This is a genomic window from Microbacterium abyssi (genome assembly GCF_015277895.1).
Classification (GTDB): Bacteria; Actinomycetota; Actinomycetes; order Actinomycetales; family Microbacteriaceae; genus Microbacterium; species Microbacterium abyssi.
This window is the reverse complement of sequence record NZ_CP063815.1, coordinates 669,567-686,781: the sequence shown is the minus strand read 5'-3', so window position 1 is coordinate 686,781 and position 17,215 is coordinate 669,567. Positions and strand designations below refer to the sequence as shown.

Sequence of the window (17,215 nt, the reverse complement as noted above, 5' to 3'; positions counted from 1 at the left end):
CATGTTCCGAGAGTTCTTCGCCGGTGTGGGAACGCTGCTGCGCGGGTTCGGGATGTGGAAGTCGCACACGCGGCTCCTGGCGCTGGGCCTCATCCCGGCGTTCATCGCGTGGCTGGTGCTGCTGGCCGCGCTCGCACCGCTCGTGATCTGGCTGGGCCCGATCACCGACTGGATGACGCCCTTCGCGGACGACTGGAGCGCACCGTGGCAGGGTGTGCTGCGATTCGGCCTCGGCGCCGTTCTCCTCGTCGCCTCGCTCGCCCTCGCCGCCGCGGTCTTCACCGCTCTCACGCTGACGATCGGCGACCCCTTCTACCAGCGGATCTGGCGAGGCGTCGAGCGATCCCTCGGCGAGGAGCCGACCGGTGAGACCGGCTTCTGGTCTACGGTCGGCGAGGGCATCCGACTCGTCGCCCTCGGACTCCTGGTCGCGCTTCTCACGCTGCTGATCGGATTCATCCCCGTGGCCGGCGGGATCGCGGCATCCATCATCGGCGTGCTGCTGAACGGTCGCGTCCTCGCCCGCGAGCTCACAGGCCGCGCCTTCGACGCGCGCGGCCTCACCGGATACTCGCGATCCGGGATGCTGCGCGCAGGCCGTGCTCGCGTCATCGGGTTCGGAGTGGCGACTCAGCTGTGCTTCCTCGTGCCGTTGGGCGCGATCGTGACGATGCCCGCGGCGGTCGCCGGGTCGACGCTCCTCGCCCACGATCTGTTGCGGCGGGCGAACCCCGCGCGGCTCAACCCGCTGGGGTCGCAAATGGTCGCCAACTCCGCGCCGAAGCAGCCATCTGCGGCCCCTCCCGGAACGGAGCCGAGCGCGCCACTCACGCAGGGGTCGCAGAGCGTCGCCAACCACGCGTCGAAGCAACCAGCTGCGGCCCCTCCCGCGCCGGCCTCCGACGCGCCACCGCCGCCGCCACCTCCGCCCGGGCTGCCGCGTGCCTGAGGGCGACACGGTCTTCCGCACCGCACGGCGGCTGGACGAGGCCCTCGCGGGGCACGAGGTGACCCGGTTCGACCTGCGCGTCCCGCAGGCGGCGACCGCGGATCTCACCGGCGCCATGATCCACGGATGCACCGCCCGCGGAAAGCACCTGCTGCTGCGCATCGGCGAGCACACGCTGCATTCTCATCTGCGCATGGATGGTGCATGGCACCTCTACCGCCGGGGCGAGAAATGGCGGCATCCGGCGTTCAAGGTGCGCGCGATCGTCGGCACCACCGATCGCGAGGCCGTCGGCGTCGACATCGCCGACATCGAACTGATCCCGACCCGCGACGAGGAGCAACTCGTCGGATATCTCGGCCCCGATCCGCTCTCCGGCGACTGGGATGCCGCGAGGGCCGCAGACCGCCTGAGCGCCGACACGCGCAGCATCCACGTCGCCCTGCTCGATCAGCGCAACGTCGCCGGTTTCGGGAACGAGTACGCCGCCGAGCTGCTGTTCCTTCGCGGCATCCTGCCGACCACGCCGGCGGCGGAGGTCGACACGACAGCGCTCGTGGAGCTCGGCGCGCGCACGATCCGCGCCAACCGCGAACGCACGGACCGCACCTTCACGGGAGTCAATCTGCCGGGGCGGACGACCTGGGTGTACGGCCGTGCGAACCGGCCGTGCCGGCGATGCGGCACGCTGATCCGGCGCGGCCAGCAGGGCGCCGACCCGACCCGCGAACGCGTCACCTTCTGGTGCCCGAACTGCCAGCGCTGACGCCCCGGGCACCCTGCATCCCCGTTCGGGAATGAAACCGGCCCTTCCATGGTTGTTGATATATCCGGAGATGTCCGGACTGGGAGGAATCTTGGGTAAGAACTACATCGATATCGAGGACGACCAGGGCACGACGCTGCGTTATCGCAAGCACGTCAACGGCCGTGGCCTTGTCGCGCACGGCGCGAAGGTGCATCCGAAGGCCGTTGTCGAGGTCGGCGCCTATATCGAACCCGGCGCCCGCGTGGGCGCGGGGGCACGAGTGATCCGCGGAGCGTGGGTCGAACCGGATGCCGTGATCGGCGAGAACGCGTACATCGACGCGCACGCGCACATCGGAGAGGGTGCAGCCGTCGGCGACGGCGCCCACATCGGAGTCCGCACCGACATCGGCGCCGGCGCCCGAATCGCGCGTGGCGCCCGTATCGGCGACGACGAGACCGTCGCCGCGGGGCTCCGCATCGCCACCGACCGCAGGGGGCTGTGGTTGGCGGCCTGAGGTGAGGAGCGAGCTTTCGACTCGCTTCGCTCGCTCAAGCCGTTTCGTCTCGCCTTCGGCTCGCTCAACGACCCGCGGGATCGGCGCGCTCACGCCGTTTCGGCTCGCTCAACGACCCGCGGGATCAGGGCTCTACTTCAGCGCGCGGCGGATCAGGATCGACGCGGTCTCGACCAGCACGACCATCGCGATGATGACCAGGACGTAGGCGAGCACCTCATCGAAGTGCCGCCCCTGCAGGGCGTTCAGCAGCAGGAAGCCGATGCCGCCCGCGCCGACGATGCCGAGCAGCGTCGCCGAGCGGATGTTCTGCTCGAGCAGGTACATCAGGTGGCTGACCATCGCGGGCACCGACATCGGCATCGTCGATGAGAAGAAGACCTGCATGCGGGTGCTGCCGCCGGCTGCGAGCGCGCGCTCGGGGCCGTTCGGCACCTCCTCCATCGAATCGCCGATGAGCTTGGCGAGCAGCCCGACGCCGCCAATTCCGAGGGCGAGCGCGCCGGCCTGCGGGCCGATGCCCGCCGCGATGATGAACAGGATCGCCACGACGAGGTCGGGGATCGCACGGATGAACAGCGCGATGCCGCGGAAGGTGTTGCGGACCCAGCTGTTCGGTGCCACATTGCGCGCCGAGAGCGGACCGACGACTGCGGAGATGATCGCCCCCATCAGCGTCGCGGCGAAAGCGATCTGGATCGTCGTCACCACCGCCGCCATCACGTCGGCCACGCTGCGGCTGCCGAAGTGCGGCGGCCAGATCGCGCGGTCGCGCTCAGGGTCGACGATCTCGTTCCACGACGGGGTGAACATCTTCGTCACGTCGGGCGCCGTGTAGATGAACGCCGCGACCACGACGGCGATGCCCAGCCAGATCCACAGGGTGTTGCCGATGCGGTTCCGGTCCCACGGCCGGTGCATGGCCGCCTCGATGCGCGTGTTGCGATCCAGCGTCCTGATGGCACCGGTGCTCGTCGCGCCTTCGGCGGAGGCGTTCTTGCGCGAGACAGCGCGGGCGACCGTGTCGCCGAGCCCCTTGCCGGTCGGCTGGACGCCGAGCAGGCGGGTGCGCAGCAGCGAGGAGACGATCTCGAACAGCACGCACAGCACGATGATGATGACCACGAGCGGGATGACGCGACGCATGCCGGCGGGGCCGCCGTGCAGCGCCTCGTCGAGCTCGTAGCCGATGCCGATCACGCCGACGACACCGAGGATGACGGTGCCGCGCAGGTTGATGTCGGCGCGGTGCAGGGTGACGGCGACCCAGGCGGGCAGCACCTGCGGCACGACCCCCGACCAGAACTCCTGCGCCTTCGACCCGCCCGCGGAGCGGATCGCCAGACGCGGACCTTCGTCGATCTGCTCGATCGCGTCGGCGAACATCTTCGAGATCATGCCGACCGAGTGCAGGCCGATGGCGACGATCGCCGGAAGCGTTCCGGAGTTGAACCACAGGAACGCGAAGATCACGACGAACACGACGTCCGGAATCGCGCGGGCGATGACGCCGATTCCGCGGCAGACGGCCAGCACGACGCCGTGCGGCGTGGTGTTGCGGGCGGCGCCGTAGGCCACCGGCACCGAGAGCACCGCGGCGAGCGCGGTTCCGGCGACCACCAGCGCCAGGGTGATGACGATCGTCAGGAACATCTCCCAGATCGGCGCGAAGCCGACCCAGGTGGTCACATAGGTCGTGGTGCCGTCGGCCTGACGCTCTCCGGCGACCTCCCAGCCCGGCCACTGCATGGGGGTGGCCATGCTGAGGAAGCGGGTGATGTTCTTGCCGGTGGTGTCCAGGCTCTTCAGGCTGTAGTCGAGGCCGATGAACGACCAGACCCCGAGCGCGAAGATGGCGATGATGACGCCGTATGAGACGACGGTCGACAGTCGCGGCGCTGGGCGCGGTACACGTGCGACCCGCTCTGCGAGAGCGGCGGGGCGCTCGGCGAGAGTGGTCACGCGGGCTCCTCGTTCGCGAAGTCCTCGGCGAGCCGTCCGCGCGCAGCGCGCTGCGCCTCCTGATTGCGGACCTGCTCGCGTGCCTCGGCGAGCTCGTCCTCGAGCGCCTCGATCTCGCCGGTCGTGGTGGCGACGCGGCCGTAGATCTCCATGACCTCTTCGCGGCTGAGGCCTTCCGTGTGCGTGTCGAGCACGACGCGGCCGGCGCGCAGGCCGACGATGCGGTCTCCCCAGCCGAGCGCCAGGTCGACCTGGTGCAGGGAGCAGATGACGGTGAGGGACCGCTCGGCGGCGATCTCGCGGATCAGCGCCATGACCTGGCTGCTGGACTCGGGGTCGAGGGATGCCACCGGTTCATCGGCGAGGAGGATCTCAGGGTCCTGCATAAGTGCGCGGGCGATCGCGACGCGCTGCTGCTGTCCGCCCGAAAGCTGGTCGGCCCGCTGATACGCGAACTCGAGCAGGCCCACGCGGTCGAGATGGCCGAGCGCCTTCTCGCGCAGCGCCCGCGGGTAGGTGAAGATGCCCACACGCGGGCCGCGGAGCGTCGCCAGCCCGCCGGTGAGCACGTTCTCGAGCACCGTGAGGGCCCCGACGAGCTCGAACTGCTGGAAGATGAAGCCGATGCGGCCGCGCACTGCACGCAGTGCACGGCCGCTCAGCTCTGACACCGACTCGCCGAGCGCGACGACCGATCCCTCGGTGGGGATTTCAAGCCCGTTGACGTGCCGCAGGAGCGTCGACTTGCCCGAGCCCGAGAGCCCGAGCAGGACGACGATCTCGCCGCGTTCGACGGACAGCGACACCTCCGAGAGAGCCGGGGCGGCGGCTCCGGGATAGGTCTTTCCCAGATCCGTGATCCGGACGGCGGAGGTGTCGCTGTTCGTCATGTCAATGCTCCTGGCTGTGCGTGTCGGTCAGGTGATGGTGCGTCAGGCCCGGCAGGCCTCGACCTCGTCGGCGATCTCGGTGCACAGGGTGCGGATCAGGTCGTAGTACGCGTCGTCGACCGCGCCGAAGCCGAACCAGCCGTCGGTGAGGAACTCGTTGAGCTCGACGCCGGCGTCGGTGAGGTCGGACTGGGTGCTGTCGGCGAGGGCCTCGACGAGCTGGTCCTGGACATCCTGCGGGAGAGCGGCCTGCATGACGATGGGGGCAGCGGGAACCTGCACGCGCTGGACCTCCTCGAGCTCACCCGACTCGATCAGCGGGTCGGCGTCGATGTCCTGTGCGAATCCGACCTGGCAGTCGGTGCCCTCAGCGACCTTCTTGGCGTTGAGGTCGTGCTCCTCGCCGAAGAAGCGGTTGTCCTCGGAGACGGTCACGCCGGCCTCGAGCAGGCCGCCCATCGGAACCGCGAAGCCCGAGGTGGAGGTGGGGTTGACGAAGCAGACCGGACGGTCGGCGAAGTCCTCGAGCGAGGTCACGTCGGTGGCAGCCGGGTTCTTGACGGCGACGGAGAAGTAGCCGGGCTCGGCACCCTCCTGGGTGATCTGCGCGCCGATCGGGACGATGTCCGCGCCGGCGTTCTGCGACTGGTAGTACGTGAAGGCCGAGATCTGCGCGATGTCGATCTGGTCGGCGGCGAGGCCCTGCACGACGGCGGTGTAGTCGGTCGCCTGGAAGAACTCGACGTTCTTGCCCGTGATCTCGGCGATCCAGTCGGCGATCGGCTGAGCGTCCTGGTCGGCGCCCTCGTGGTCGGGCAGAACGGCGAAGACCAGCGTGTCGGAGTCGCCCGAGGCGAAGGTGCCTTCGGCGGCTGCGCCATCGGTGGTGCTGTCAGCGGTGTCCGCGGCACAGGCCGAGAGGCCGAAGGCGAGGGTGAGGCCGGCGGCGATCGCGAGACCGCGCTTGAGGGTGGACTGCATGGGGGAACCTTTCGAAGGTGCGGGTGCAGGGTGATTGATCGGCAGAACGGCCGACGGGACGAGCTAACGACCGCCGAGCGACTGGAGCGCATAGAGACCCTGACCGGGGCGTGAACTCGACATGAACAGCCGAGTAGCCTGAACGCATGGCATCGCGCACGTCCGCCCCCCGCACATTCCGGCTGGGCGCAGTCCCCGGCGCGACGCCGGGCAAGTGGATCGACACCTGGAAGCAGCGGATGCCGCGAGTCCCCCTCGAGCTGGTGCCGATCGAGTTCGCCGACCAGCGTACGGCGGTGGAAGAGCTGGATGCTGCGCTCGTGCGCCGTCCGATGGACGACGTCGATGATCTGCACGTGATCCCGCTGTACGACGAGGTGCCGGTCGTGGTGGCATCCGCCGAGTCGCACCTCATGGCCGCCGACGAGCTGACCGCCGACGACCTCGCCGGCGAAGTCCTGATCACTCCGCTCGATGATGTGCTCGGCCCGCTGGACCTGCCGACGGTCGCGCCGAGTTTCTCGCCGCTCGAGACGACGGCGGATGCCATCGCCACGGTCGCCACGGGCGTGGGAATCGTCGTCGTCCCCATGTCGCTGGCGCGCCTGCATCAGCGCAAGGACGTCGACTACCGCCCTCTCCTGGATGCGCCGACGTCCTCCGTCGCGCTCGCATGGATGCGAGATCGCACGACGGAGGACGTCGAGACATTCATCGGGATCGTCCGCGGGCGGACCGCGAACTCGTCCCGGTAGGGGGCGCTAGACGAGAACCGGCACCTCGACCGTGAGCCCCTCGGCTCCGGCATCCACCAGCACAGCGCCGCCGTCGGCGAGCGCCCCGGACACCAGCAGGTCCGCGACGCGGTCGTCGACCTCGCGCTGGATCAGCCGACGCAGCGGCCGTGCGCCGTACTCCGGCTCGTAGCCGTGCGCGCCGAGCCATTCGACCGCAGCGTCGGTCACATCGATCGTGACCGAGCGCTCCGCCAGCCGCGCCGACGTCGCCTGCAGCATCAGCCGCACGATGCGCCCGAGCTCCTCGCGCGACAGCTTCTGGAACAGCACGATCTCGTCGATCCGGTTCAGGAACTCCGGGCGCATGGCCTCGCGGAGCTTGCCCATCACCCGGTCACGCAGATCCTTCATCGACGCGAAGCCGTTCGCGGCGGCATCCTGCGATGAGACGAACCCGAGCGCTCCGGAACGCGAGGCGAGGAGCTCCGAGCCGACGTTCGAGGTCATCACGATCACCGTGTTGCGGAAGTCGACCGTGCGGCCCTGACCGTCGGTGAGCCGTCCGTCGTCGAGCACCTGCAGCAGCAGGTTGAACACGTCGGGATGCGCCTTCTCGATCTCGTCGAACAGCACGATCGAGTACGGATTGCGGCGAACGCGCTCGGTGAGCTGCCCCGCCTCGTCGTAGCCGACGTATCCCGGAGGGGCGCCGACGAGCCGCGAGACGGTGTGCCGCTCGCCGAACTCGCTCATGTCGAAGCGGATCACGGCGTTCTCGTCATCGAACAGGCGGTCGGCGAGTGCCTTCGCCAGCTCGGTCTTTCCGACGCCGGTCGGGCCGAGGAACAGGAACGATCCCACCGGGCGGCGGGCGTCGCCCATTCCGGTGCGGCTGCGGCGCACGGCGCGTGCCACCGCGGTCACGGCATCGTCCTGACCGATCACCCGTGCGTGCAGCTCGGCCTCGAGATCGGCGAGACGCTCGCGCTCGCCCTCGGTGAGGCGGCTGGCCGGGATGCCGGTGGCGCGCGCGATCACCTCGGCGATCTCGCGCTCGTCGACGATCGCCTCGGCGTCGGCGGTGCGGCCTGCGGATGCCGCGTCGATCCGCTCCTGAACCGCCGTGATCTCGTCGCGCAGCCGAGAGGCCTCCTCGTACTGCTCGGAGGTCACCGCGGCGTTCTTGCGCGATTCGAGGTCGGCGAGTTCCGCCAGCAGCGCTGAGGGGTCCTCGGGGAGACCGAGCTTCAGCCGCAGGCGGGCGCCGGCCTGGTCGATCAGGTCGATCGCCTTGTCTGGCAGCACGCGGTCACGCAGGTAGCGGGCACTCATCGCCACGGCGGCGCGGAGAGCTGCATCCGTGTACGTGACGGCGTGGTGCTGCTGATACGCGTCCTTCAGCCCCTCGAGAATGCGGACGGCATCCTCGGCGGAGGGCTCATCGACCTTCACCGGCTGAAAGCGGCGCTCGAGGGCCGGATCCTTCTCGATCTGGCGGTACTCCTTGAGGGTCGTCGCTCCCACCATGTGCAGGTCGCCGCGTGCGAGGCGGGGCTTGAGGATGTTTCCGGCATCCATGCCGCCGTCACCGGCACCGCCGGCGCCCACAACCGTGTGCACCTCGTCGATGAAGACGATCACCTCGTCCTTGTGCGCGGAGATCTCGTCCATCGTCTGGGTGAGACGCTCCTCGAAGTCACCGCGGTAGCGGGTGCCGGCCAGCATGGCGGGCAGGTCGAGCGCGATGATTCGGCGCCCCGATAGCTGCGCAGGTACGGCCCCGTCGACGATCGCCTGGGCGATGCCGTCGACGATCGCGGTCTTGCCGACGCCCGCCGCGCCGATCAGCACCGGGTTGTTCTTGGTGCGGCGGCTGAGGATCTCGATGGTCTGCTCGATCTCGTCGCTGCGGCCGATCACCGGGTCGAGCGCGCCCTCGCGGGCACGCGCGGTGAGATCGATCCCGAACTTGTCGAGCATGGGCGAGTCGGATGCCGGCGCCTCGGTGTCGGGGCTCTCACCGCCGACCGGGGCGGTGACGTGCTCGCGAGCGCCCTGCGTGAGGGCCTCGGCGGTGACGCCGGCGCGGGCGAGGACCTGACCTGCGGGCACGTCCTGGCCGAGCACCAGCGCGAAGAACAGGTGCTCCGGATCGATGTAGGTCGCACCGGCCGAACGTGCCACCTGGTAGGCATGGAAGAGCGCGCGGCTCGCGCTCGGCGTGATAGTGGCGGCGGCCGCTCCGGTCGCCTCGCCCGGCAGCGGCAGGCGTGCCTCGACCGCGTTGACGATCTCCGCCGGCCGCACACCGATGTTCTCGACAGCACGCACGACCGCGTCGTCCTCGACGATCATGCGCAGCACATGGAGGGCGTCGAGTTCGGTCTGGCCGCGTTCGAGGGCGAACCGGCCGGCGCGCTGCAGGATCTGCTGGGTGCGCGCGGTGAGGAACCGGCTGAGGTCGATGGATCGGGCCTGCCGGGCCTGTTCGCCCGCGAGATACCGGGCAAGGAAATCGTCGAACGAACCTGCGCCGGTATCGCTGAAGTCGTTGGGCACTTTGTCCTCCTGAAAGTTGAGCGTGCTTCACTCAAGTACGAAGTTGAGTGTACTACGCTCAAGTTCAACGCTCGCCACCGGACGATATTCCCGAGCGGGCGAATAGAATTCTCTGGTGGCCTCGATCCTGTACGTCTGCGTGAGGCCGGAGCAGGGTGCAGCGGATGCCGAGCACCGATCATTCCGGCGTGCGCTCGGCGTACCCGTGCTCGACCGGTGGGACCTGCTCGACAGGCCGCTGGATGTCGCCGTCGCCGATCGATACGACGGAGTCGTGGTCGGAGGCTCGCCGTTCAACGTCACAGCCGAGGAGCGCGGCGATCTGCAGCGACGGGTCGAGAATGATCTCGAGACGCTGGCTCAGAATGCCGCCGACGGCCCCCTCTCGGCGTTCTTCACCTGCTACGGCATCGGCGTCGTGACGCGGATGCTGGGTGGCACGGTTGGTACCGCGGTGCCGGAGTCGACGCGCGCGACGAGCATCCGGATCACCGCGGCGGCCTCGGATGATCCGATCTTCGGTCCGTCCGCGCCGTCGATGTCCGTCCTCACGGCCCACAAAGAGGGCTCGATCGAACCGCCGCCCGGAGCCGTGCTGCTCGCCGCGAACGACGACTGCCCTGTGCAGGCCTATCGGGTCGGAGACCGGCTGTATGCGACGCAGTTCCACCCCGAGGTCACGCCGCAGGACTTCGTGGATCGGATGGCGTACTACCGGACCACCGGCTACTTCGACCCGCGCGAGTACGACCTGACGGCCGAGCGCGTGCTGGCGGCATCCGTCACGGGTACGGACCTGCTGCGGCGGTTCGCGGAGAGGCTCAGGGCGGCGGCGGTTTCGACTCGCTGACGCTCGCTCAACCCGTTTCTTCTCCGGCCGCTGCGCCGCCTCCGCTCAACAACCCGCGGGGAAGATCCCGTTTGCGGGTCGTTGAGCGAGCGCAGCGAGACGAAACGTCCTGAGCGAGCCGGAGGCGAGTCGAAGGAGCCTCACCCCCGCAGCAGCTCGATCCGCTCGCGGAGGTACGCCTCGAGCGGCAGGTAGGCACTGGCGTTCGACCACCGCACCATGGGCACACCGCCACGCATGGCGAGCGGTCCCGAAGAGCCGCCGGCGTCGACGGCATCCACGTCGATCACCGTCCAGCCGACGTGCACGACCTCGCCCTCCCCGAATCCGCCGCGCAGTGCCATCTGGCGCCGGGCTGCGCGCTCGCGTGCCGACTCCGCCGTGTACCCGCGGCGGCCGGGATCGGCCGCGCGCAGCACCTCCGCCGTGGCGAGCGTCCGGTCGTCGGTGAGCAGCAGCACCCCGACGTGCCAGGCCTCCCCGACGCGCACGATCCGCTCGCCGCGCCAGCGCGAGGAGCGGTCCTCGCCGAGTCCCTCCTTCGGGACGCCCGCGAGCGCGCCGCGCGCATCGGCGAGCAGTTCGGCGGCGGAAGTCACGGATTCAGGCTACTCGCGCTCCCGATTCGTCACCGTCGCCGCGGACGCGGCAGAATCGATGCACACCCCTGCAAGGAGCATCCATGTCTCAGACCGATACCGCACGCCTGCTCATCGCCTGCGATGACCAGCCCGGGATCGTCGCCGCCGTCGCGAACGTCCTCGCTCAGCACGGCGCGAACATCATCTCGCTCGATCAGCATTCGACGGATGCCGAGGGCGGGCGCTTCTTCCAGCGCACCGTGATCCACCTTCCCGGGCTAGCAGCCTCCCGTCCGGCGCTGGAGGCGTCGATCGAAGAGGTGGCCGAGAGGTTCGGCATGGACTGGTCGCTGCACGACACCTCACGCCGCAAGCGGGTCGCGATATTCGTGTCGAAGTACGACCACTGCCTGATGGAGCTCCTGTGGCGCCAGCAGCGCGGACAGCTCGACGTCGACATCACCATGGTCGTCTCGAACCACCCCGACCTCGCCGAGTCGGTCCGCTCGTTCGGCGTACCGTTCGTGCACATCCCCGGCGGCTCCGAACCCGAGGCGAAGGCGACCATGGAGGCGCGCCAGCTCGAGCTGCTGCAGGGCAACGTCGATCTCGTCGTGCTCGCCCGCTACATGCAGATCCTCACCGACGACTTCATCGAGCGCATCGGCGCTCCGGTCATCAACATCCACCACTCGTTCCTGCCCGCGTTCATCGGTGCGAACCCGTACGCACGGGCCAAGGAGCGCGGCGTGAAGCTCATCGGCGCGACGGCGCACTACGCGACCGCCGACCTCGACGAGGGACCGATCATCGAGCAGGACGTCACGCGCGTCACGCACTCCGAGTCGGCCGCCGAGCTACAGAGCCGCGGCGCCGACGTCGAGCGCCTGGTGCTCGCCCGCGCCGTGCAGTGGCACGCGGAGGACCGCGTGATCGTGCACGGCCGCTCGACCGTCATCCTGTAGGCGCGGCGCACGCCGCGCGCGGTGTCAGAGGACCTTCGAGAGGAAGTCCTTCGTCCGCTCGTGCTGTGGCGCGCCGAACAGCTCGGCGGGGGTCGACTCCTCGACGACGACGCCGTCGTCCATGAACACCGTGCGGTCGGAGACCTCGCGCGCGAAGCCCATCTCGTGCGTCACGAGCACCATCGTCATGCCGCCCTCCGCCAGGTCGCGGATGACCTGCAGAACCTCGCCGACCATCTCGGGATCGAGGGCACTGGTGGCCTCGTCGAACAGCATGATCTCGGGGTCCATGGCGAGCGCGCGGGCGATCGCCACGCGCTGCTTCTGACCACCCGAGAGGGATGCCGGCTTGGCATCCGCCTTCTCCGACAGGCCCACGCGCTCCAGCAGCGCGAGCGCGCGCTCACGCGCCGCGGACTTGGAGAGCCGGCCGAGTTCGATCGGAGCCAGCGTGATGTTCTCCGTCACCGTCATGTGCGGGAACAGGTTGAAGTGCTGGAACACCATGCCGATGCGCTGACGCACCTCGTCGAGCTTGACGCTCTTGTCGGTGAGATCGACGCCGTCGATGACCACCTGGCCGGATGTCGCCTCCTCGAGCTTGTTCAGGCAGCGCAGCAGCGTCGACTTGCCGGAGCCCGACGGACCGATGACCGCCACGACCTCGCCGTCGGCCACCGTGAGGTCGATGCCCTTGAGGACCTCGTTGCTTCCGAACGACTTGTGCAGGTCGCGGACGTCGATCTTGCTCATGCGTTGAACTTCCTCTCCAGGCGGTTCGCGAGCAGCGTCAGCAGCGTGATCACGACGAAGTAGATAATGGCGACGATGGTCAGCACCTGCGCCGACAGGTAGGTCGAGGCGATGATCTGCCGCGACTGGAACGTGAGTTCGGCGAGGCCGATGACGCTGATGAGCGAGGTGTCCTTCAGCGTGATGATGCCCTGGTTCACGAACGAGGGGATCATGATGCGGAACGCCTGCGGCAGCACGACCTTCTGCATCGTCTTCCAGTGCCCGAGTCCGAGTGAGCGCGAGGCTTCGTTCTGGCCGGGGTCGACGGCCTGGATGCCGCCGCGGATGATCTCGGTCATGTACGCGCCGGTGTTGAGAGACAGCGTGATCGCACCGGCGACGAACGGGTTGAACGTAAGGCCGGGGAACAGCTGCGGGACCGCGAAGAACACGAAGAACGCCTGCACGAGGATCGGGGTGCCGCGGAACACGTACACGTACGCGGTCGCGATCCACCGGAACGGGAAGAACTTCGAGATGCGACCGAACCCGAACACGATGCCGAGGATGAACGCGGCGACGATCGCGACGATCGTCGAGAGGATCGTGAGCCACAGACCCTCCATCAGCGCCGGCCAGTACTGGACGGCGACCGAGATGATGTCGGTCGGCTGCGTCGACTGCTCTCCGCCGCCGAGGTAGCGGTCGACGATCTCGTCGTACTCGCCGGACTCCTGGACGTTGCCGAGGCCCGCGTTGAACATCTCGAGCAGTTCGGGGTTCATGCCCTTGTTCACCGCGAACCCGTACTCGCCGCCGAGTTCCGGCTCGCCGACGAGGCGGAAGCCCGACCCCTGCTGGATGCCGTACGCGAGGACCGGGAAGTCCTCGAAGTAGCCGACGGCCTGGCCGGCCTTGACGGCATCCACCATGTCGGTCGTGTCCTGGTACGGCGTGACACGGAAACCGTACTCGTCCTTGTTGTCGTCCGCGAAGGTCTGCCCCTGCGTACCGGTCTTGACCGCGACGGTCTTGCCATCGAGGTCGTCCAGGGACTGGATGTCGCTCGCCTCGAGAACACCGAGCTGGATGCCGCTGGTGAAGTACGGGTCGCTGAAGTCGAACGTCTGCTTGCGCTCGTCTGTGATGGACATGCCCGCCATGACGGCATCGACCTGGTTGGACTGCAGCGCCTGCACGGCGGCGTCGAAGCCGAGCTGACGGATCTCGACCTCGAAGCCCTGGTCCTCGGCGATCGCGCGGAGAAGGTCCATGTCGATGCCGACCAGCTCGCCATCGGCATCCGTGAACTCGAACGGCGCGAACGTCGTGTCGGTGCCGATCACGTAGGTCTCGCCGCTGTCTTCGGCGGCTGTGGCCGGCGCGGTCATGCCGAGCAGGACGCCGGCCGCGACGAACGCGCTCAGTGCCAAGGCACCTGCGGTGCGCCCGAGCGCGCGAAGACGCGTGCGGGCTGGAGAGGGATATCGGATCACGACGGATGCTCCTCGGATCGGTGGTACGACCGGACAGCCGCGGTCATCCAGCCTAGAACATGCTCACAATCCGGCCAGAAGCTCCGCGAACACCTCGGCCGCGGTGTCCCGCGTCGCGAGGGGCGCGGCCTGTCCGAGCCAGAGGGACTGCAGCTCGCCGAGGTTCTGCTCGCCGGCCGCACTGCGGAACCTCCCGGTGAGCCAGTTCTGCATCGGGAACGGCGCGATCGTGCCGCTCGCCTCGATCGCGCGCACGGCACGGTTGCGGGCACCGCGTGCGAGACGGCCGCTCATGGCGCGGGTCAGCACGCTCTCGTCGGCCGCGGTCGCACGGATCGCCGCGCGGTGGGCGTCGTTGGCCGCGGACTCCCGCGTCGCCAGGAACGCCGTGCCGACCTGGACGCCTGATGCGCCCAGCGCGAGGGCCGCCGCGACACCACGCCGGTCGGCGATGCCGCCGGCCGCGACGACGGGGATGCCGACGGCATCCGCCACCTGCGGCACGAGGGCGAACGTACCCACCAGCGATTCTTCCGCCGGGCGCAGGAAGGAAACGCGGTGTCCCGCAGCTTCCGCACCCGAGGCGATGATCACGTCGACGCCGCCCGCTTCCAGAGCGACCGCCTCGGCGACGGTGGTGGCGGTGCCGATGACCCGGATGCCGCGACCGTGCGCCTCCTCGACCACCTCCGCCGACGGCACGCCGTACACGACGCTGAGGGCGGCGGGTGCAGCATCCCAGATCGCGTCCAGCTGCTCTTCCAGCGTCGGAACGTAATGCTCAGGGCGGTGCGGCACCTCGACGCCGACCGCGGCATAGAAGGGCTCCAGCACCTGCGCGAACACCGTGTGCTGTGGGCCGGGCTCGACTTCGTCACCGGTCGGCAGCCAGATGTTCAGCGCGAAGGGTTTATCGGTCGCCTCGCGCAGGTCGGCCGCCGTCGAGCGGACGCGATCACCGTCGTAGCCGTACAGCCCGTAGGCGCCGAGACCGCCGGCCTCGCTCACCGCCGCCGTCAGTGTCACTGATGACAGACCGCCGAACGCGCCGAGGAGGATCGGATGCCGAACGCCGAGGATGTCGCGCAGATCACTCATGCTCCCAAGCTACGCCTCAGCCCACCGCTGGTACTGTCTGTGACATGGCGGACGGGATCGAGCAGCTGATGCGGCTCATGCTGTCTGCGCTCGGGCTGGTCGCGATGCCTGATCTGGCGTCACTCGACCTCGCCGCCCTCACCCTCGCCGTCGCCCTGCTGACGGTCGCCGCGCTCGTGGTCGCGATCACGCTCGGCATCGTGCAGGCAGGCGGGGGTTCGGCCCCGCATCCGCTGCGCGCCATCGATCCGTCGACTCTGCTCTCGCAGAGCGATCCGGATGCCGCCGGCCATCCTCGTCCCAGGGCGCCGGGAGTCGTGCCCGCCGTGTAACCGTCCGTTCGTGACGGGAACGCGGCTCGCCGACCCTCCCGACACTCAGAAACGGACACCCCCTTGGACATCTATGCCTTCCCGCCGATCGCGGCGATCCTGGACGCCGCCTACGGCGCCCTGACCGCGCTCTCCGCAGCGCTCGAACCTCTCGCGGGTACGGCGGCCGCCGCTGCCGCCGTCATCCTCGTCACCCTTCTCGTCCGCGCTCTCCTCATCCCCGTCGGCATCTCGCAGGCGAAGGCCGAGCAGACGCGCGCCCGCCTCGCGCCGAAGCTCCGCGAACTGCAGAAGCGGCACAAGAAGAACCCCGAGCGCCTGCAGCGCGAGACCATGCAGCTGTACAAGGACGAGAACACGTCCCCGTTCGCAGGATGCCTGCCCGTGCTGTTGCAGGCTCCGGTGATCGGCATCCTCTACACGCTGTTCCTGCACGCCGAGATCGCGGGCCACGCGAACGAGTTGCTCACGCACGAGCTGTTCGGGGCATCGCTGGGCACGAGTCTCGTGCACATGGTGTTCGGCGGCCCGTTCTCGCTGCCGACACTGCTGGTGTACGCGGCACTCATCGCGATCATGATCGTCGTCGCCGAGATCACGAGGCGCGTGTTCCGTCCGACGCCCGTCGACGATTCGCCGCTCTCCTCCCCCGCGATGCTGCGCATGATGAGCGCCCTGCACTACCTGACGGCGGTGTTCGCGGTGTTCGTGCCGCTCGCGGCGGCGCTGTATCTGACGGTCACCGTGGCGTGGACGCTCGCGCAGCGGATGGTCCTGCGCCGTCGCTATCCGCTTTCGGTGCCCGCGTGAGGTGCGTCAGTTCGGAACGATCGGGATCGTTCCGGTGAAAACTGCGGGCGGTTCGTCGGGACCGCTGTCGTCGTCCGCGCGGCGCTTCTCGCGACGCACGCCTAGCGCCGTGCCCACGCTCGCTGCGACGACGAGGGCGACCGCGGCGAGCTTCAGCGGCGTCGCCGACTGGCCGAGGACCAGCCAGCCTGCAAGCGTCGCGAACGCGGGCTCCAGGCTGAGCAGCACGCCGAACACACGCTGCGGCAGGCGCCGGAGGGCGGCGAGTTCGAAGCTGTAGGGGATCACAGACGACAGCACGGCAGTGAGAAGGGCCAGCAGAAGCAGCATCATGTCGCCGCTGGCGGTCGCAACCGTCGGGATGCCGACGGGTAGCAGCAGAACGGACGCGACGAGCAGCCCGACCACGAGACCGCCGCTGCCGGGGATGGATTCGCCGACCCTGGCGCTCATCCGGATGTAGAACACCCAGAACCCGGCGGCGAAGAGGATGAAGACGACGCCGAGGAGGTCGAGCGGTTCGGCCTCGAGCATCCCGTCGAGCCCGAGCAGCCCCATGCCCACGAGCGCGACCGCGACCCAGACGCCGTCCACCAGGCGGCGGGTGAGCACGGCCGCCAGGATCAGCGGCCCGAGGAACTCGATCGCGACCGCAGGTCCGAGCGGCACGCGCTCTATCCCGGAGTAGAAGAACCCGTTCATTCCGGCCAGTGACACTCCGAACAGCGCCGCCGCGAGCCACTGCTGCCTGCTCCAGCCGCGAATCCGCGGGCGAACCACGATGAGCAGGATCAGCGCCGCGAGCCCGATCCGGAGCGACGTGACACCCCACGCGCCGAGCGCGGGGAAGAGCTGTGCGGCGATGGCCGCGCCGAACGGCAGCGACAGACACGATCCGATGACGAGCGCCACACCGACGGCGGGACGAGAGGACGAAGTCGAGGCCACGTACCCAGCGTGCGCCCTACGGGACACCCTCGTCCAATCGTGCGGGCCGCGATAGGT

At 69.0% G+C, this 17,215-nt stretch carries 17 protein-coding genes; 8 read left to right on the top strand and 9 right to left on the bottom strand.

What is annotated here, in order from left to right; all coding sequences use genetic code 11:
* Position 1 precedes the first annotated feature (1 nt).
* The 3 genes from IM776_RS03330 to IM776_RS03320 all read left to right on the top strand — a co-directional run bounded on the left by IM776_RS03330 (position 2) and on the right by IM776_RS03320 (position 2,214).
* On the top strand, positions 2-949 hold the full coding sequence (locus IM776_RS03330; RefSeq protein WP_194421638.1) for an EI24 domain-containing protein: 948 nt from the start codon (positions 2-4) through the stop codon (positions 947-949).
* A complete protein-coding gene (locus tag IM776_RS03325; protein WP_194421637.1) occupies positions 942-1,715 on the top strand; it encodes a DNA-formamidopyrimidine glycosylase family protein in 774 nt (257 codons plus the stop codon). The genes IM776_RS03330 and IM776_RS03325 overlap by 8 nt, the downstream gene beginning before the upstream one ends.
* Positions 1,716-1,806: 91 nt before the next feature.
* Positions 1,807-2,214 carry a transferase gene (locus IM776_RS03320; protein ID WP_194421636.1) on the top strand — a complete coding sequence of 136 codons (408 nt, stop codon included), beginning with the start codon at positions 1,807-1,809 and terminating at the stop codon, positions 2,212-2,214.
* Between the two features lie 132 nt (positions 2,215-2,346).
* Here the strand turns inward: IM776_RS03320 and IM776_RS03315 are convergent, their stop codons facing one another.
* From IM776_RS03315 to IM776_RS03305, 3 genes are read right to left on the bottom strand one after another with little or no spacing between them, the layout of a single operon-like run.
* Complete coding sequence (locus IM776_RS03315; RefSeq protein WP_194421635.1) at positions 2,347-4,176, bottom strand: PhnE/PtxC family ABC transporter permease; 1,830 nt, start codon at positions 4,174-4,176, stop codon at positions 2,347-2,349.
* Positions 4,173-5,066 carry a phosphonate ABC transporter ATP-binding protein gene (gene phnC, locus IM776_RS03310; RefSeq protein ID WP_194421634.1) on the bottom strand — a complete coding sequence of 298 codons (894 nt, stop codon included), beginning with the start codon at positions 5,064-5,066 and terminating at the stop codon, positions 4,173-4,175. The genes IM776_RS03315 and phnC overlap by 4 nt, the downstream gene beginning before the upstream one ends.
* A gap of 42 nt (positions 5,067-5,108) precedes the next feature.
* Positions 5,109-6,047, bottom strand: coding sequence for a PhnD/SsuA/transferrin family substrate-binding protein (locus IM776_RS03305; RefSeq protein WP_194421633.1), 939 nt, complete (start codon positions 6,045-6,047; stop codon positions 5,109-5,111).
* Between the two features lie 146 nt (positions 6,048-6,193).
* Between IM776_RS03305 and IM776_RS03300 the strand changes: the two genes are divergently transcribed.
* Positions 6,194-6,802, top strand: a complete 609-nt coding sequence (locus tag IM776_RS03300; protein WP_194421632.1) for a LysR substrate-binding domain-containing protein — start codon at positions 6,194-6,196, stop codon at positions 6,800-6,802.
* A gap of 6 nt (positions 6,803-6,808) precedes the next feature.
* Here IM776_RS03300 and IM776_RS03295 read toward each other — a convergent pair whose 3' ends face one another.
* Positions 6,809-9,343, bottom strand: a complete 2,535-nt coding sequence (locus IM776_RS03295) for an ATP-dependent Clp protease ATP-binding subunit (protein WP_194421631.1) — start codon at positions 9,341-9,343, stop codon at positions 6,809-6,811.
* A 115-nt stretch (positions 9,344-9,458) separates the two neighbouring features.
* Here IM776_RS03295 and IM776_RS03290 point away from each other — a divergent pair, with 115 nt between their 5' ends.
* Positions 9,459-10,193: a glutamine amidotransferase-related protein gene (locus tag IM776_RS03290; RefSeq protein WP_194421630.1), complete on the top strand. Its 735-nt coding sequence runs from the start codon at positions 9,459-9,461 to the stop codon at positions 10,191-10,193.
* Between the two features lie 140 nt (positions 10,194-10,333).
* Here IM776_RS03290 and IM776_RS03285 read toward each other — a convergent pair whose 3' ends face one another.
* Positions 10,334-10,792 carry a glutaminase gene (locus IM776_RS03285; RefSeq protein ID WP_194421629.1) on the bottom strand — a complete coding sequence of 153 codons (459 nt, stop codon included), beginning with the start codon at positions 10,790-10,792 and terminating at the stop codon, positions 10,334-10,336.
* Positions 10,793-10,875: 83 nt separating this feature from the next.
* On the opposite strand from IM776_RS03285, the gene purU reads away from it, so the two are divergent.
* Entirely contained in the window at positions 10,876-11,739 is an 864-nt protein-coding gene (gene purU / locus IM776_RS03280) for a formyltetrahydrofolate deformylase (protein ID WP_194421628.1), read from the top strand.
* A 24-nt stretch (positions 11,740-11,763) separates the two neighbouring features.
* Here purU and IM776_RS03275 read toward each other — a convergent pair whose 3' ends face one another.
* The 3 genes from IM776_RS03275 to IM776_RS03265 all read right to left on the bottom strand — a co-directional run bounded on the left by IM776_RS03275 (position 11,764) and on the right by IM776_RS03265 (position 15,068).
* Entirely contained in the window at positions 11,764-12,492 is a 729-nt protein-coding gene (locus IM776_RS03275) for an amino acid ABC transporter ATP-binding protein (RefSeq protein WP_194421627.1), read from the bottom strand.
* Positions 12,489-13,970 carry an amino acid ABC transporter substrate-binding protein/permease gene (locus IM776_RS03270; protein ID WP_194421626.1) on the bottom strand — a complete coding sequence of 494 codons (1,482 nt, stop codon included), beginning with the start codon at positions 13,968-13,970 and terminating at the stop codon, positions 12,489-12,491. The genes IM776_RS03275 and IM776_RS03270 overlap by 4 nt, the downstream gene beginning before the upstream one ends.
* A 63-nt stretch (positions 13,971-14,033) precedes the next feature.
* Entirely contained in the window at positions 14,034-15,068 is a 1,035-nt protein-coding gene (locus IM776_RS03265; RefSeq protein ID WP_194421625.1) for an NAD(P)H-dependent flavin oxidoreductase, read from the bottom strand.
* Between the two features lie 44 nt (positions 15,069-15,112).
* On the opposite strand from IM776_RS03265, the gene IM776_RS03260 reads away from it, so the two are divergent.
* Together IM776_RS03260 and IM776_RS03255 are read left to right on the top strand one after the other, a co-directional pair.
* The gene (locus IM776_RS03260; protein WP_194421624.1) at positions 15,113-15,400 is read left to right on the top strand and encodes a DUF6412 domain-containing protein; all 288 of its coding nucleotides are present in this window, start codon (positions 15,113-15,115) and stop codon (positions 15,398-15,400) included.
* 63 nt (positions 15,401-15,463) lie between these two features.
* The gene (locus IM776_RS03255) at positions 15,464-16,210 is read left to right on the top strand and encodes a YidC/Oxa1 family membrane protein insertase (protein ID WP_194421623.1); all 747 of its coding nucleotides are present in this window, start codon (positions 15,464-15,466) and stop codon (positions 16,208-16,210) included.
* A gap of 6 nt (positions 16,211-16,216) precedes the next feature.
* Here the strand turns inward: IM776_RS03255 and IM776_RS03250 are convergent, their stop codons facing one another.
* Positions 16,217-17,158: an EamA family transporter gene (locus IM776_RS03250; RefSeq protein WP_194421622.1), complete on the bottom strand. Its 942-nt coding sequence runs from the start codon at positions 17,156-17,158 to the stop codon at positions 16,217-16,219.
* Positions 17,159-17,215: the final 57 nt, after the last annotated feature.

Coding starts and splice junctions, on each gene's coding strand:
- IM776_RS03330 (WP_194421638.1), top strand. CDS start 2: ATGTTCCGAGAGTTCTTCGCCGGTGTGGGAACGCTGCTGCGCGGGTTC.
- purU (WP_194421628.1), top strand. CDS start 10,876: ATGTCTCAGACCGATACCGCACGCCTGCTCATCGCCTGCGATGACCAG.
- IM776_RS03300 (WP_194421632.1), top strand. CDS start 6,194: ATGGCATCGCGCACGTCCGCCCCCCGCACATTCCGGCTGGGCGCAGTC.
- IM776_RS03260 (WP_194421624.1), top strand. CDS start 15,113: ATGGCGGACGGGATCGAGCAGCTGATGCGGCTCATGCTGTCTGCGCTC.
- IM776_RS03265 (WP_194421625.1), bottom strand. CDS start 15,068: ATGAGTGATCTGCGCGACATCCTCGGCGTTCGGCATCCGATCCTCCTC.
- IM776_RS03305 (WP_194421633.1), bottom strand. CDS start 6,047: ATGCAGTCCACCCTCAAGCGCGGTCTCGCGATCGCCGCCGGCCTCACC.
- IM776_RS03275 (WP_194421627.1), bottom strand. CDS start 12,492: ATGAGCAAGATCGACGTCCGCGACCTGCACAAGTCGTTCGGAAGCAAC.
- phnC (WP_194421634.1), bottom strand. CDS start 5,066: ATGACGAACAGCGACACCTCCGCCGTCCGGATCACGGATCTGGGAAAG.